Below are 14,942 nucleotides of genomic sequence, written 5' to 3'. Positions count from 1 at the left end.
TCGACGGTGTGAAACGAACGGCGTGAAGTCGGCGGGGCGCTACGCGAGCGACGTCACCAGCGTCTCGCGGAACTTCGCGATCGCGGGCCACGTCTGAGACTGCGCGTCGGGGCCGGACAACAGGCCGAGATGGCTGGATTCGACAGTGTGGAACTCGACGTGCGATGACGAAGTGAGAAGCTTCTCACCGTAGCTGGCGGCGGCATGACTGACGATCGCGTCGCGATGCGAGCCGACGAGGAACACCGGCGCCGAGATCGCCCTCAGATCGACGGTGTGGCCGCCGAGGTGCAGCACGCCGTCGCCGATCTCGTTGCGCACCACCAAGTTCACGAGCATCTGCTCGCTGAGTTTGCCGGAGTAGCCGGGCATCGCATCCTGAAAGCGGTCGATCACCTGCATACGGACCAGCGCATCGTGATCGTCGAGGTTGTCGAGGATGAACTTCGGTTTGCGGAGTTCACGCTGCCACGCGGTCGCACGGTAGGACAACTGGACGAGGGGAGCGGGGATCCCGCCAAGCGCCTTCAACAGATAGTCAATCGGCTTCCCGTCGGTCGGTGCGAGCACCGCGCGGGCCGCGGCGTACATCGGCATCTTCGAGTAGTTCAACGGTGTGCCGACGGTGATGATTGAACGGATCGGAAGGTCGCGGCGGTGCGCCGCCGTCAACAACGACAACGTGCCGCCAAGGCTCCAACCGAGAAGATCGACGGCACCCGAACCGGCCCGGAAATCACCGACGGTGTCCGCGATCGCACGCGGAATGAAGCCGTCGAAATGGTCTTCGAACCCGAGACGACGCGCCGCGCCACCGAAGTCGACGACGTACGGAATGGTTCCCGTCGACAAAAGGAACTCGACGACTGAGTTCGCCGGATCGACGCCCGGAGCCAGGTCGTAACACGATGCCGGAACGGCCAGCGGGGGCACCAGAACGACCGGAACAGCGCCTGCAGCGCGAGCCGCGTCAAGCTGATCGCGGGTCCCGTACCTGCGAAGACGTCCGTGCGGGCGATCGCTGACGGTCACCGATTCGGTCGCGGTCCGGGGAGCGTAGTCGTCTCGCAGGACGCGGGCGAGTGTACGCAGGTCGCTGAGCATGGACGCACACGGTACTACCAGAGGAGTTTCTGCGGCACGCCCGGGGTGGAGGGTGCGAAGTGTCGGTGGCAGCGGGTACCGTTTGTGCTGGTCTCGGCGGCGAGCGTTACGATCGCCGAAGAACGTGAGGCTCCTGATGGACCTCATGACGAAACCACCGACCGATGTTGATAGCGTCGATCGGACCAACTGAACCCGCAGAAACGAAAGACGGAGGAACCGTGGCTCTTCCCCAGTTGACTGACGAGCAGCGCGCTGCTGCGCTCGAGAAGGCGGCTGCAGCCCGCCGCGTGCGTGCCGAGCTCAAGGAACGCCTCAAGCGTGGTGGCACTGACCTCAAGCAGGTCCTGGCCGACGCCGAGAACGACGAGATCCTCGGCAAGATGAAGGTCTCGGCTCTGCTCGAAGCCTTGCCCAAGGTTGGCAAGGTCAAGGCGCAGGAGATCATGACCGAGCTGGAGATCGCTCCGACCCGCCGTCTGCGCGGTCTCGGCGATCGTCAGCGCAAGGCACTGCTCGAGAAGTTCAGCTCCTGAGCGTGCCCGATACGAACACCCGTCCGAGGGGCCGACTAGTAGTTCTGGTCGGCCCCTCGGCCGTCGGGAAGTCGACGGTCGTCCGCCGCCTCCGTGAAGAACTCCCCGATCTGTATTTCAGCGTGTCAGCGACGACGCGCGATCCGCGCCCCGGTGAAGTCGACGGTCGCGATTACCGCTTCGTCACGCGTGACACGTTCGACGCGATGATCGAGGCAGGCGACATGCTCGAATGGGCGGAAATCCACGGAGGGCTCCAGCGTTCCGGGACGCCCGCCGCGCCAGTCGAGCAGGCGATGGCCGACGGTCGTCCGGTGCTGGTCGAAGTCGACCTCGTCGGCGCGCGGAATGTGCGCGAGCACCTCGCCGAGGCGATCACGGTGTTCCTGGCACCGCCGAGCTGGGACGAACTCGTCTCCCGGCTGACGGGACGAGGCACCGAGAGCGGCGACGCCATCGAGCGTCGTCTGGAGACCGCGCGCGTCGAAATGGCGGCGCAAGACGAGTTCGGACACGTCGTGGTGAACGACGATGTCGACGAAACCGTCGAAAGATTGCTAAACTTTCTGGTCGGGCCGCGGGCGGAAACGCGGTCGGCCGAACATACTGCGCAGGAGATGTGAGTGACCACTCAGACCGAGATCGATCAGACTGTCGTCGATGAGCCCGTGTACGACACCCCGCTGGGTATCACGAACCCGCCGATCGACGAACTGCTCGAGCGCACGTCGTCGAAGTACGCGCTGGTCATCTATGCCGCCAAGCGTGCGCGCCAGATCAACGACTACTACAACCAGCTCGCCGAGGGCATCCTCGAATACGTCGGTCCCCTCGTGGAGCCGGGCGTCCAGGAGAAGCCGCTCTCGATAGCGATGCGCGAGATCCACTCCGATCTACTCGAGCACACCGAAGGCGAGTAGGCCGACCGGTGTCGCACGTCCTCATCGGGGTCGGCGGGGGTATCGCCGCCTACAAGGTGTGCAGTGTGATTCGTCACTTCACCGAGGCCGGGCACGACGTTCGGGTGATCCCGACGCGGTCCGCGCTGAATTTCGTTGGGGCGGCCACCTTCGAAGCTCTGTCGGGTAACCCCGTCAGCACCGAAGTGTTCGATGACGTCGACGAGGTAGCACACGTCGCATTAGGTCGTCGGGCGGATCTCGTTGTGCTCGCTCCCGCGACCGCCGATCTGATGGCGCGTGCCGTCGCAGGCCGCGCGGATGACCTGCTGACCGCGTCACTGTTGACTGCGACGTGTCCGGTGCTGTTCGTGCCCGCGATGCACACTGAGATGTGGCAGCATCCGGCTACGGTTGCGAATGTCGGGACCCTTCGTGCCCGCGGCAACACGGTGATGACGCCCGCGAGTGGTCGACTCACCGGTGCAGACACCGGCGCCGGCCGCATGCCCGAGCCGAGCGAGATCGGACTGCTCGGCGAACTCCTCCTCGACCGTCCCGACGCGCTCCCGCACGATCTCGTGGGGCAACGAGTCCTCGTGAGCGCGGGCGGGACCCGTGAACCACTCGATCCCGTGCGCTATCTGGGCAACCACAGTTCCGGCAAGCAGGGGTACGCCCTGGCTCGTGCCGCCGCCCAGCGTGGAGCGCAAGTGACACTCGTGGCGGGTGCCACCAGCGATCCGGGCGAGCCCGCGGCCGTCGACGTCGTCCACATCGATTCGGCGCGGGAACTCGAGCGGGAGATGTCCCGACGTGCGCGCGACGCCGACGTCGTCATCATGGCGGCGGCCGTCGCGGACTTCCGTCCCGTCGATGTTGCCGGATCGAAGATCAAGAAGGGCGACGACGGCCCCGCACCGATCCAGCTCGACACCAACCCCGACATCCTCGCCGGGCTCGTCCACGCGCGAGCCGTCGGCGATATCGCCCGCGAGACCGTGATCGTCGGCTTCGCTGCGGAGACCGGCGACGCCGACGGAGGCGTCCTCGATCACGGTCGAGCCAAACTCCGCCGCAAAGGCTGTGACCTGCTGGTGGTCAATGCGGTCGGCGACGGCAAAGCGTTCGGTACCGAAGACAACGCGGGCTGGATTCTCACCGCCGACGGTAATGAGACCGCGCTCCCGTTCGGATCGAAGACATTGATGGCGAGCAGAATCCTTGACGAAGTCGCCATCGTCATGCCTCATGGTTAGGCACACAGCCATGCCTCATGGTTAGGCAGCAAACCGCTTTGTTCTGATTTGAAGTCCGCAGGGGATGGCCCCTGCGATTGAGCACCCCGAGAGGAACCGATGACCGCCTCAGCGTCCCGACTGTTCACCAGCGAATCTGTGACGGAAGGACATCCCGATAAGATTTGCGACGCGATCAGCGACGCAGTGCTCGACGCACTGCTCGCCGTCGACCCCCATGCGAAGGTCGCGGTCGAGACCCTGGTCACCACCGGACAGGTGCATGTGGCGGGTGAAGTCAACACCGTCGCCTACGTGGACATCCCGACGATCGTGCGCGAAAAGATCATCGCGATCGGCTACGACTCGTCCACTAAGGGCTTCGACGGCGCGTCGTGCGGCGTGAACGTCGCCATCGGCGCACAGTCGCCGGAGATCGCGCAGGGGCTCACCGATTCGCACGAGAAGCGCACCGGCGGCAGCGGCGACGACCTGGACAACCAGGGCGCAGGCGACCAGGGGCTGATGTTCGGCTATGCCACCGCCGAGACCCCCGAGCTGATGCCGCTGCCCATCGCATTGGCGCACCGCCTCTCCCGTCGACTCACCGAAGTCCGCAAGACCGGCGTCCTGCCGTACCTGCGCCCCGACGGTAAGACTCAGGTGACGATCGAGTACGCGGGCGACACCCCGGTCCGTCTCGACACCGTCGTCGTATCGACGCAGCACGCCGCCGACATCGACATCGACAACATGTTGGCCCCCGACATCCGGAACCACGTCCTGCAGCCGGTGTTCGACGAACTCGAGCTGCCCGTCGCACTCGACACCAGTAACCCACGGCTACTGGTCAACCCGACCGGGAGCTTCGTACTCGGCGGACCGATGGGTGACGCAGGCCTGACCGGACGAAAGATCATCGTCGACACCTATGGCGGGATGGCTCGGCACGGCGGCGGCGCATTCTCCGGGAAAGACCCGTCAAAGGTTGACCGAAGTGCCGCGTACGCGATGCGCTGGGTAGCGAAGAACGCCGTCGCCGCGGGCCTGGCCACCCGCATCGAGGTACAGGTCGCGTACGCGATCGGCAAAGCCGCACCGGTCGGCCTGTTCGTCGAGGCATTCGGCACCGAGAAAGTCGACGCCGGCACCATCCAGAAGGCGATCTCCGAGGTCTTCGACCTGCGTCCGGGCGCGATCGTGCGTGACCTCGAACTGCTGCAGCCGATTTACGCGCCGACCGCCGCATACGGACACTTCGGCCGAACCGATATCGATCTGCCGTGGGAGCGCACCGATCGGGTCGACGAACTGCGTCGGGCCGCTGGTCTCTGAGGGGACTCGACCACCTTCGACCAGTGGGCTGCTTCGACGCTTCGATTCGGCCGGCGCGGTGAGGTCAGATCGGCGTGAGTGAGAAGAAGGACCGCAATCGGCGGCTGCCCGCGCCGGTTCGCCCCGTAGCGCGGGTACTTCCGATGTTGAGCCTGGCTCACCTGGATCGGCCGTTCGACTACCTCATCGACGAGAAGACGGATGCCGACGCCCAACCGGGTGTTCGGGTCCGCGTCCGCTTCTCGGGTCGTCTCGTCGACGGTTTCCTGCTCGAACGGCGTGAGTCGAGCGATCACGGCGGGCAGCTTGCGTGGCTCGACCGTGTCGTGTCACCCGAACGCGTGCTGACCGATGAAGTAGCCGGTGTGTGCCGGGCCGTCGCCCAGCGTTATGCGGGAACTGTTCCCGATGTTCTCCGCCTGGCGATTCCGCCCCGGCACGCGCGCGTCGAGAAGGAACTGGTGTGCGCGGGTCCCGTGCCGCCCGTCCGGCCGCCCGACCTGGCCGGCTGGGAGCCGTACACGGCGGGTGAGTCGTTCATCCGTGCGACGGTCGACGGCAGGCATCCCCGCGCGGTCTGGCAGGTACTTCCCGGCGACGACTGGGCGCAGCGTATCGCCGAACTCGTGACTGCCGTGGCCGCGGCCGGAAAAGGGGCGATCGTCGTGGTCCCGGACCAGCGCGACCTTGATCGGCTCGGCGCCGCATGCGAACCGTTGCTCGGCGACCGATGCGTGATGCTGGCGGCCGGCCTCGGTCCGACCGCACGTTACCGGCGATGGCTGTCGGTTCTGCGCGGCCAAGGGGCGGTGGTGATCGGCACACGCAGTGCGATGTTCGCGCCGGTCGCCGACCTCGCGTTGACGATAGTGTTCGACGACGGCGACTCGAGCCTCCAAGAGCCGCGCACGCCTTACCCGCACCCCCGCGAAGTCGCTGTTCTCCGAGCACATGCGGCGGACGCGGCGCTGCTCATCGGCGGTTACGCGCGCACGGCGGAGGCGCAGGCGCTCGTCGAATCCGGATGGGCGCACGACCTGGTCGCGCCGCGCGAAGCGGTCCGCGCTGCCGCTCCACGGATCGAGGGCATCGCCGATGACGATCGACGCCTCGGCGGTGACCCGCTCGCCAGGTCGGCGCGTATCCCGTCAACGGCGTTCGACGCGGCACGCACGTCACTGGCAGCTGGTTTCGCGGTGCTGTTCAGCGTGCCGCGACGCGGCTACCTACCCTCCGTAGCGTGTGCCCGGTGCCGGGCACACGCGCGATGCCGACAGTGTCAGGGCCCGCTGTCGATGAACGATCGCGGCGACATGTCGTGCCGATGGTGTGGCCGTCCCGAACTCCGGTTCGTCTGTCCCGCGTGCGGTGGCAAAACCGTGCGCGCGTTGATGGTCGGCGACAAGCGGACCGCCGAGGAGTTGGGGCGGGCATTCCCCGGAGTCCCGGTGGTCACCTCGGGCGGCGACAAGATCGTCGACGAGATCCCGGCTGGCCCGCGGGTCGTCGTCGCGACGCCCGGTGCCGCACCGCGAGCCCCGGACGGATACGGCTCCGCGATCCTGCTCGACACGTGGGCGCAACTCGACCGGGAAGATCTACGGGCGGGGGAGGACGCGATGCGCATGTGGATGGCGGTGGCGTCGCTGGTCCGCGCCAAGAGCGACGGCGGTCGCGTGGTGATCGTCGCCGATGCGGCAGGCCCCACCGTGCAGGCGTTGATCTCGTGGAACCCCGTCGGATTCGCGGCAGCAGATCTCGCCCAACGGGACCAGCTCGGTTTTCCGCCAGCCGTCACGATGGCCTCGGTGGACGGTCCGGGACCGGCGATCACCGCCTTCGTCGAAATGCTCGACATGCCTGTCGGTGCCGAGACCCTCGGCCCGGTCCCGCTGCCCGCAGGTGTCCGCAGACCAGCCGGAATGGACGCCGACGGCGACGTTGAACGTCTGCTCCTGCGGGCTCCGCGCAGCGTCGGACGTCAACTCGCCGACGCACTGCGTGCGGGGCAGACTGTGCGCCATGCTCGGCACGACGACACCGCGGGCATCCGCGTCCAGATCGACCCGCCTACGATTGGGTGATTATGAGACTCGTCTTCGCGGGCACGCCCGACGTCGCGGTACCGACCCTTCGTGAACTGATCGATACGCCCGACCACGACGTCGTCGGAGTGATCACCCGTCCCGACGCCACAGCGGGCCGGGGGCGGCGAGTGGTCCGCTCGGACATCGGCTCGGTAGCGGACGCGGCAGGCATCGAAGTACTGACACCACGCCGCATGTCCGATCCCGACGTGGTGCAGGCCCTCACCCGGTGGGCGCCCGACCTGGGCGTCGTGGTCGCGTACGGCGGGCTGATCCCGCAGGACGTGCTCGATCTGCTGCCGCACGGCTGGATAAACCTCCACTTCTCGATTTTGCCCGCGTGGCGGGGTGCCGCACCGGTCCAAGCATCGATCGCGGCGGGCGACGAGATCACTGGTGCGAGCGTCTTCGCGCTCGAAGCGGGGCTCGATACCGGGCCCGTGTACGGCACACTGACCGAGCCGATCCGGCCGACGGACACCGCGGGCGATCTGCTGGGCCGACTCGCCGAATCCGGTTCCGGGCTGACCAAGGCCGTCGTCGACGGCATCGAGGCGGGCGAACTCGCCGCGGTGCCGCAGGACGTCGACGGGGTCTCGTACGCCGCCAAGATCACCGTCGACGACGCACGGGTCCGATGGGATCTGCCGTCGCACCTGGTGGACCGCGCGATCCGCGCGCACACGCCGGCCCCCGGCGCATGGACCGAACTCGACGACGCCCGGCTCAAACTCGGCGCGGTGACATCTGCCGACGACGATCCGACTGTCCCCGGACCGCTCGCCATCGGCCAACTCGGCGTCACGAAGAAGGCCGTCTTCGTCGGCACTGTGTCCGGCGCGGTGCGACTCGGTACCGTGCAGGCGCCCGGCAAGAAGGCGATGAACGCGGCCGATTGGGCACGCGGTACACGATTGGATGAGAACGGACGACTCGCATGACACAGGGTGGACGTGGGCATGGCGCCCAGGGCGGGCGCGGACCCGGACGCAGCGGCGGGAGCCGTGACCAGAAGCCGGGCGGACGTGACCCGAAGACTCGGGACAAGGCCACCGATCCCGCGCGTCGCGTCGCGCTCGATGTACTCCGCGCGGTCCGTCGCGACGACGCGTATGCGAACCTGCTGCTGCCGCGACTCCTGCGCGAACGCGGCCTCGACCGGCGCGACAAGGCGCTGGCCACGGAATTGACGTACGGCACCGCGCGCACCGCAGGTCTGCTCGATCTGATCATCGCGTCTGCTGCGGGACGCGCCATCTCCGACATCGACGGCGACCTCCTCGACGTGCTGCGCCTCGGCTCGTACCAACTGCTTCGCACCCGGATCGGTTCGCACGCGGCCGTGTCGACGTCCGTCGATCTCGTTCGCGCCGAACACGGTATGGGCCAGGCCGGATTCGTGAACGCGGTGCTCCGCAAGGTGTCGCAACGCGACGAGCAGATGTGGATCGACGTTGTCGCGCCGTCGATGGCCGACGACATTGTCGGGCACCTCGCTGTGACATACGCGCATCCGCGGTGGATCGCCGAGGTGTTCGCCGATTCGCTCGGGTCGATCGGCGAACTTCAAGCCGCGCTCGCCGCCGACGACCAACGTCCGATCGTCCATCTGGTGGCGCGCCCCGGGCAGATCACCGCCGAAGAGCTGGCGTTGATCAGCGGCGGCGACGAGGGGCGCCTGTCGCCGTACTGCGTCTATCTGCCAGAAGGCGACCCCGGATCGCTCGACGCGGTCCGCGACGGCTTCGCCGGGGTACAGGACGAGGGCAGTCAACTCGTCGCGCTCGCACTCGCCCGCGCGGAGGTGGGTGACGATGCGGGCCGGTGGTTGGACTTGTGCGCCGGACCGGGCGGCAAGGCCGCGCTCCTGGGTTCGCTCGCCGACCTCGACGGCGCACGACTCGACGCCGTCGAAGTATCCGAGCATCGAGCCAAGCTCATCGAGAACATCGTCGACGGATTGCCAGTCACCGTCCACATCGCGGATGGCCGCGACAGCGGCCTGGAGCCCGGCTTCGATCGGATCCTCGTCGACGCGCCGTGTTCGGGTCTCGGATCATTGCGTCGCCGCCCGGAGGCGCGATGGCGGCGTACGCCGGAGGAAGTGCCCGAGCTCGTCGAGCTGCAGACCCAGCTGCTCACCGAGGCGATGCGGCTGGTCCGGCCGGGCGGCGTCGTCGTGTATTCGACGTGTTCACCGCATCCGGCCGAGACGACTGGCGTCGTCACGGCTGTGCTCGCCGCCGTCGACGGCTTCGAACAGGTTGACGCACGGCCGCTCGTCGCGGGCAGTGCGGTCGATCCCGAGAGTCTCGGCGCCGGACCGCACGTTCAGCTGTGGCCACACCGTCAGGACACCGACGCGATGTTCCTGGCGGTGCTCGGCAAGTCGGTCACGTCCTGACGGCGGTGTCGCGCGGTTCTCGGCGGCGGCCGGCGTTCTCGTAGACTTCTCCGCATGTGCAATCCCGCCCGCCCGGCCCCGATGATCGCCCCGTCTATCCTGTCCGCCGACTTCGCCGCTCTCGGATCCGAGATCGCCGCGGTCGGTCCGTCCGACGTCGATCCCGGCGTCGACTGGGTCCACGTTGACGTGATGGACAACCACTTCGTCCCTAACCTGACCCTCGGCATGCCCGTCGTGGAGAGTCTCCTCAAGGCGACGGACATCCCGCTCGACTGCCATCTGATGATCGACGATCCGGGCCGCTGGGCTCCGCCATACGCGGAAGCCGGGGCGCACAACGTGACCTTCCATGCCGAAGCGACCGACGATCCGTCGAGCGTCGCCCGGGCGATTCGTGCGGCGGGCGGCAAGGCTGGGCTCGCGATCAAGCCGGGCACCGCATTGGAGCCGTATCTCGAGATCCTCCGCGATTTCGACACGCTCCTGGTGATGAGCGTCGAGCCGGGTTTCGGCGGACAGAAGTTTATGCCCGAAGTGCTCGACAAGGTCCGTACCATCCGCACGATCATCGACAGCGGCGCCCTGCAGTTGCTCGTCGAGATTGACGGCGGCATCTCCGACTCCACCATCGAGCAGGCCGCCGAAGCCGGCGTCGACTGCTTCGTCGCCGGCTCGGCCGTCTACGGCGGCGACGACCCCGCGACCCGTGTCGCCGAACTGCGCCGCAAGGCCACCGCCGTCCGCGAGAACGCCTGACCGCGATGATCGATACCGCGATGCGGCGAGCCATCAGCGCGTCAACCGCGGCGCGCGGTGCTAGTTCGCCCAATCCGCCGGTTGGCGCCGTGATCCTCGACGCCGACGGGCTGGTCGTCGGCGTCGGGCGAACCCAGCAGCCTGGCGGACCGCACGCCGAGGTGATGGCATTGCGTGAGGCGGGTGATGCGGCTCTCGGCGGCACCGCGGTCGTCACACTCGAACCGTGCAACCACACCGGTCGCACGGGTCCGTGCGCGCAGGCGTTGATCGATGCGGGTGTCGCCGCCGTCCATTACGGCGTAGGTGACCCCAACCCGTCGGCGGCAGGCGGCGCACAGACCCTGCGCGACGCGGGCGTCGAGGTGTCCGGCGGTGTCCTCGAAGGGGAAGTCCGCCGCGGCCCGCTGCGCGGCTGGCTGTGTCGCCAGGAGTCCGGACGTCCGTATGTGACGGTGAAGATCGCGGCAACCGTCGACGGCCGGATCGCCGCGCCGGACGGCACCAGCCAGTGGATCACAGGGGCCGCCGCACGCGAACACGCACACGCGCAGCGAGGTGCCGTCGACGCGATCATCGTCGGAACCGGGACCGCGCTCACCGACGATCCGTCGCTGACCGCGCGCCGCCCCGACGGGTCGATGTATCCGCATCAGCCGACCCGGGTGGTGATGGGGTGGCGTGAGGTCGGCCTGACGGCGCGACTACGCGACGGAACGTCGCCCTTCGTGCATGCTCGAAGTCACGACCCGCACGAGGTGCTCGCGTTGCTGCCTGACTCGCTCGCCGTCATCGTCGAAGGCGGACCGGCGATCGTCGGAGCGTTCCTCGCCGCTGATCTCGTCGACGAGGTGCACGCATATCTCGCGCCGATAGTCCTCGGGGCCGGGGCGGCGGCGATCGCGGACCCATCGGTGACGACATTGACGCAAGCACATCGCTTTCGCCGCGAGTCGGTCGCTGAACTCGACGACGACCTGCTGGTGACTCTGATCCGGGACCAGACGTGACCGGCCAATCTGGCTAATTCGGCCGGTCCTGTTATACCGATCAGTCCCGCTGGCGTCGCCCGACGAACCAGCCGACCACGAATCCGACGAGAACCGTGACCGTCAACGTGAGCCATAGTGGTGAACTGACCGTCACCCAGCCGAGGGTTAGGTCGGCTTTATTGGTGTTCGTCAGGATGAAAACGATCACGAGGATCACGAGAACTATCGCGATCCAGTACCGCTTCAGGAACGCCAGGACATCGCGACTCGGTTTCTCCCCGCTCGCAGCGGCACGGCGACGCGGTGCGCGACCGGAGGTGTTGGTCGCCCCGAATTCGTTTGTGGGCCCGAACTCATTAGTGGGCATGGGCGAACTCGCAGTCTCTCAGGCGGGCGCGATATTCGGCCCGGCGTGGGTCTATCTAACACCGCAGGCCGGAGCGAGTGCGAGCGACACGACGTGTCATCAGCGTGCTACCTTCGGAAGGTAGTTCTCGGGGCGGGGTGAAAGTCCCCACCGGCGGTGATGCCCGGCAACGGGTCGAGCCCGCGAGCGCTCGCACCTGGTGTGCGGGGACAGCAGATTCCGGTGTGATTCCGGAGCCGACGGTCATAGTCCGGATACGAGAGAACGGCAGCGCGGTACGGTGCCGCGAACTGTCTGTCCCGAGCGCTCGCGTGCAAAGGAGAGACGGTGTTCACCGGAATCATTGAGGAACGCGGCGAGATCGTCGGCCGCGAAGACCTTGAAGAAGCCGCACGTTTCCGCATTCGCGGACCCCTCGTCACCAGCGACGCGTCCTTCGGTGACTCGATCGCGGTGAATGGCGTGTGCCTGACCGTCGTCGAACTCGGCGACGCGGACTTCACTGTCGACGTGATGGCGGAGACGTTGAGGCGCAGCTCGCTGGAGGCGCTGTCCGCGGGCGCGCCAGTAAATCTGGAACGAGCGATGGCCGCGGGCGGCCGATTCGGCGGGCATATCGTGCAAGGCCACGTCGACGGAGTCGGTTCGGCGGTCGCGGTGTCGCCGAGCGAGAACTGGACCGTTGTGCGCGTCGCCGTGCCCACCGAGCTCGCTAAATACATCGTCGAGAAGGGCTCGATCACCGTCGACGGTATCTCGCTGACTGTCTCGCGCATCGGCTTCGACGGGGAATACGGCGACTGGCTCGAAGTGTCGTTGATACCGACGACACTCGCCGAGACCACCCTCGGGGCAATAACGGTCGGCGTCCGAGTGAACTTGGAAGTCGATGTGATCGCGAAGTACGTCGAGCGCTTGCAGAGCGCCGGCACGGACGAAGGACAGCGCTGATGAGCGAGAAGAATGAGAATCGTGCCGTGCTGGACTCGGTCGATCGGGCGATCGCCGATATCGCAGCGGGCAAAGCCGTCGTCGTCGTCGACGACGAGGACCGGGAGAACGAAGGCGACCTGATCTTCGCCGCCGAGAAGGCGACCCCCGAGCTCGTCGCATTTATGGTGCGCTACACCTCCGGGTACCTGTGCGTGCCGCTGGAAGGTGATGACTGCGACCGTCTCGGCCTGCCGCCGATGTTCTCGCAGAATCAAGACAAGCACGGCACTGCGTACACGGTCACCGTCGACGCCCGCGACGGCGTCACCACCGGTATCAGCGCCACCGATCGCGCAACGACGATGCGTCTGCTCGCCGACCCGAACGCCACGGCAGACGAGCTGACCCGTCCCGGCCACGTGGTGCCGCTGCGCGCGAAAGAGGGCGGCGTACTGCGTCGCCCCGGGCACACCGAGGCAGCAGTCGACCTCGCTAAGCTCGCCGGGCTGCGACCCGCGGGCGCCATCTGTGAGATCGTCTCGCAGAAGGAGGACGGTTCGATGGCGCAGACCGACGAACTGCGTGTCTTCGCCGACGAGCACGATCTCGCCATGATCTCGATCGCCGATCTCATCTCGTGGCGCCGCCGAAACGAGAAGCACGTCGAGCGCGTCGCCGACGCCCGCATTCCGACGACCCACGGCACGTTCCGCGCGGTCGGCTACTCAAGTCCGTACGACGAAGCCGAGCATGTCGCGCTCGTGATGGGCGACATCGCTGGCGACGAGGGCAACGGTCAAGATGTCCTCGTCCGTGTCCACTCGGAGTGCCTGACCGGCGACGTGTTCGGCTCGCTGCGGTGCGACTGCGGCCCACAACTCGACGCCGCTCTGGAGATGGTGGCAGCCGAAGGCCGCGGCATCGTCCTCTACATGCGTGGCCACGAAGGCCGCGGCATCGGTCTCATGCACAAATTGCAGGCATACCAGCTGCAGGATGCGGGAGCCGACACCGTCGACGCCAACCTCGAACTCGGCTTGCCCGCAGACGCCCGCGACTACGGTCTCGGCGCGCAGATACTCGTCGATCTCGGCGTTCGGTCCATGCGTTTGCTCACGAACAATCCGGCCAAGCGAGTCGGCCTCGACGGGTACGGTCTGCAAATCGTCGACCGTGTCCCGATGCCGTTGCGCGCCAACGCCGAGAACCTTCGATACCTGAAGACCAAACGTGACCGGATGGGCCACCTGCTGGACGGTCTCGACGACTTCGACACCCCGGTCATCGAGGGGAAGGGTGAAGGCGCATGAGTGGCAGCGGAGAACCGACACTCGACCTCGACGATGCGAGCGGCCTGACAGTGGCGATCGCGGCGTCGCAATGGCACGAGAAGATCTGCACCGCTCTACTCGACGGCGCGGTGCGCGCCGCGGAGCGCGCGGGAGTCACCGAGCCGACCGTGGTGCGAGTCGCCGGAGCGATCGAGCTGCCGGTGATCGTGCAGGCGCTGGCCCGCACACACGATGTCGTCGTCGCGTTGGGCGTCGTCATCAAGGGCGGGACACCGCACTTCGAGTACGTGTGCGATGCGGTGACCGCCGGACTGACCCGGGTGTCGCTGGACGAGTCGACTCCGGTCGGCAACGGTGTCCTCACCACTCTGACCGAACAGCAGGCGCTCGACCGCGCAGGACTGCCCGGATCGGACGAGGACAAGGGCGCACAGGCGATGACCGCCGCGATCGCTTCCGCGTTGACCATCCGGAAGTTGGGATGAGTCCCGACCCTACGCCGGGGGAGCCGAGTCGGGCCGGTTCGAATCCGGCCGGCCACTGGGACCTGGTGTACACGCCACAGTGGATCCGGCGGGTCGCCTTCTGGGCGGCGGGCGTCGTGATCGCGATCCACTTGACCTTCGGGCTGCTCCTGGACATCTCCTATACGGGTGTCGGTGTCGGCTGGTCGGACAAGATTGGTCTCATTGCCGTCGGCTTCGTCATCGCCGGAGTGTTGTTGATGCCGACCCGGGCGCGTCTGCGCGTCGGTGCCGACGGCGTTGGAGTCCGCAATCTCGTCGGCGAGCGCATCTGGGAATGGGACGAGGTCCAAGGCCTCGAGTATCCGGAGAAGGGGTGGTCGGCCCACCTCCTGCTCCCGTACGACGAGCACATCCCGGTACTCGCGGTGCAGGCGCGCGACGCTGAACGCGCCATCGACGCGATGACTCGTTTCCGCGAACTGCAGGGCGAGTACGCGCCGACGCACTGAGCAGGCCTGGGCTAAGGCAG

General features: G+C 67.2%; 16 protein-coding genes and 1 riboswitch. Of the genes, 14 read left to right on the top strand and 2 right to left on the bottom strand.

Going from position 1 to position 14,942, the window contains the following annotated elements; genetic code table 11:
* Nucleotides 1–39 precede the first annotated feature (39 nt).
* A complete protein-coding gene (locus MP11Mi_RS16500; RefSeq protein WP_420039958.1) occupies nucleotides 40–1,104 on the bottom strand; it encodes an alpha/beta fold hydrolase in 1,065 nt (354 codons plus the stop codon).
* Nucleotides 1,105–1,325: 221 nt separating this feature from the next.
* On the opposite strand from MP11Mi_RS16500, the gene mihF reads away from it, so the two are divergent.
* The 10 genes from mihF to ribD all read left to right on the top strand — a co-directional run bounded on the left by mihF (nucleotide 1,326) and on the right by ribD (nucleotide 11,372).
* Nucleotides 1,326–1,640: an integration host factor, actinobacterial type gene (mihF, locus tag MP11Mi_RS16495; protein WP_132993466.1), complete on the top strand. Its 315-nt coding sequence runs from the start codon at nucleotides 1,326–1,328 to the stop codon at nucleotides 1,638–1,640.
* A 2-nt stretch (nucleotides 1,641–1,642) separates the two neighbouring features.
* On the top strand, nucleotides 1,643–2,263 hold the full coding sequence (gene gmk / locus MP11Mi_RS16490) for a guanylate kinase (RefSeq protein ID WP_420039957.1): 621 nt from the start codon (nucleotides 1,643–1,645) through the stop codon (nucleotides 2,261–2,263).
* On the top strand, nucleotides 2,264–2,560 hold the full coding sequence (gene rpoZ / locus MP11Mi_RS16485; RefSeq protein ID WP_236997234.1) for a DNA-directed RNA polymerase subunit omega: 297 nt from the start codon (nucleotides 2,264–2,266) through the stop codon (nucleotides 2,558–2,560).
* A gap of 8 nt (nucleotides 2,561–2,568) precedes the next feature.
* Nucleotides 2,569–3,798, top strand: coding sequence for a bifunctional phosphopantothenoylcysteine decarboxylase/phosphopantothenate--cysteine ligase CoaBC (coaBC, locus tag MP11Mi_RS16480; protein ID WP_420039956.1), 1,230 nt, complete (start codon nucleotides 2,569–2,571; stop codon nucleotides 3,796–3,798).
* A 99-nt stretch (nucleotides 3,799–3,897) separates the two neighbouring features.
* Complete coding sequence (metK, locus tag MP11Mi_RS16475) at nucleotides 3,898–5,112, top strand: methionine adenosyltransferase (protein ID WP_420039955.1); 1,215 nt, start codon at nucleotides 3,898–3,900, stop codon at nucleotides 5,110–5,112.
* 143 nt (nucleotides 5,113–5,255) lie between these two features.
* On the top strand, nucleotides 5,256–7,196 hold the full coding sequence (locus MP11Mi_RS16470; protein WP_420042139.1) for a primosomal protein N': 1,941 nt from the start codon (nucleotides 5,256–5,258) through the stop codon (nucleotides 7,194–7,196).
* A 2-nt stretch (nucleotides 7,197–7,198) separates the two neighbouring features.
* On the top strand, nucleotides 7,199–8,140 hold the full coding sequence (fmt, locus tag MP11Mi_RS16465) for a methionyl-tRNA formyltransferase (RefSeq protein ID WP_420039954.1): 942 nt from the start codon (nucleotides 7,199–7,201) through the stop codon (nucleotides 8,138–8,140).
* Nucleotides 8,137–9,603: an RsmB/NOP family class I SAM-dependent RNA methyltransferase gene (locus tag MP11Mi_RS16460; protein WP_420039953.1), complete on the top strand. Its 1,467-nt coding sequence runs from the start codon at nucleotides 8,137–8,139 to the stop codon at nucleotides 9,601–9,603. Before fmt ends, MP11Mi_RS16460 begins: the two co-directional genes overlap by 4 nt.
* A gap of 54 nt (nucleotides 9,604–9,657) precedes the next feature.
* The gene (gene rpe, locus MP11Mi_RS16455; RefSeq protein ID WP_420039952.1) at nucleotides 9,658–10,362 is read left to right on the top strand and encodes a ribulose-phosphate 3-epimerase; all 705 of its coding nucleotides are present in this window, start codon (nucleotides 9,658–9,660) and stop codon (nucleotides 10,360–10,362) included.
* Nucleotides 10,363–10,367: 5 nt separating this feature from the next.
* Nucleotides 10,368–11,372: a bifunctional diaminohydroxyphosphoribosylaminopyrimidine deaminase/5-amino-6-(5-phosphoribosylamino)uracil reductase RibD gene (ribD, locus tag MP11Mi_RS16450; protein ID WP_420039951.1), complete on the top strand. Its 1,005-nt coding sequence runs from the start codon at nucleotides 10,368–10,370 to the stop codon at nucleotides 11,370–11,372.
* Nucleotides 11,373–11,412: 40 nt separating this feature from the next.
* Here the strand turns inward: ribD and MP11Mi_RS16445 are convergent, their stop codons facing one another.
* Complete coding sequence (locus tag MP11Mi_RS16445; RefSeq protein ID WP_420039950.1) at nucleotides 11,413–11,721, bottom strand: LapA family protein; 309 nt, start codon at nucleotides 11,719–11,721, stop codon at nucleotides 11,413–11,415.
* 119 nt (nucleotides 11,722–11,840) lie between these two features.
* Nucleotides 11,841–11,991: riboswitch (FMN riboswitch) on the top strand.
* Between the two features lie 57 nt (nucleotides 11,992–12,048).
* On the opposite strand from MP11Mi_RS16445, the gene MP11Mi_RS16440 reads away from it, so the two are divergent.
* The 4 genes from MP11Mi_RS16440 to MP11Mi_RS16425 are packed head-to-tail and all read left to right on the top strand — an operon-like array spanning nucleotide 12,049 to nucleotide 14,922.
* Nucleotides 12,049–12,672: a riboflavin synthase gene (locus tag MP11Mi_RS16440; protein ID WP_420039949.1), complete on the top strand. Its 624-nt coding sequence runs from the start codon at nucleotides 12,049–12,051 to the stop codon at nucleotides 12,670–12,672.
* Nucleotides 12,672–13,964 carry a bifunctional 3,4-dihydroxy-2-butanone-4-phosphate synthase/GTP cyclohydrolase II gene (locus tag MP11Mi_RS16435; protein ID WP_420039948.1) on the top strand — a complete coding sequence of 431 codons (1,293 nt, stop codon included), beginning with the start codon at nucleotides 12,672–12,674 and terminating at the stop codon, nucleotides 13,962–13,964. The genes MP11Mi_RS16440 and MP11Mi_RS16435 overlap by 1 nt, the downstream gene beginning before the upstream one ends.
* Nucleotides 13,961–14,431 carry a 6,7-dimethyl-8-ribityllumazine synthase gene (gene ribH / locus MP11Mi_RS16430; protein WP_420039947.1) on the top strand — a complete coding sequence of 157 codons (471 nt, stop codon included), beginning with the start codon at nucleotides 13,961–13,963 and terminating at the stop codon, nucleotides 14,429–14,431. The genes MP11Mi_RS16435 and ribH overlap by 4 nt, the downstream gene beginning before the upstream one ends.
* Nucleotides 14,428–14,922, top strand: coding sequence for a PH domain-containing protein (locus MP11Mi_RS16425; protein ID WP_420039946.1), 495 nt, complete (start codon nucleotides 14,428–14,430; stop codon nucleotides 14,920–14,922). Before ribH ends, MP11Mi_RS16425 begins: the two co-directional genes overlap by 4 nt.
* Nucleotides 14,923–14,942 lie beyond the last annotated feature (20 nt).

This window comes from Gordonia abscondita (genome assembly GCF_032711245.1).
Taxonomy (GTDB): Bacteria; Actinomycetota; Actinomycetes; order Mycobacteriales; family Mycobacteriaceae; genus Gordonia.
This window is presented reverse-complemented; position numbering and strand designations above follow the sequence as displayed.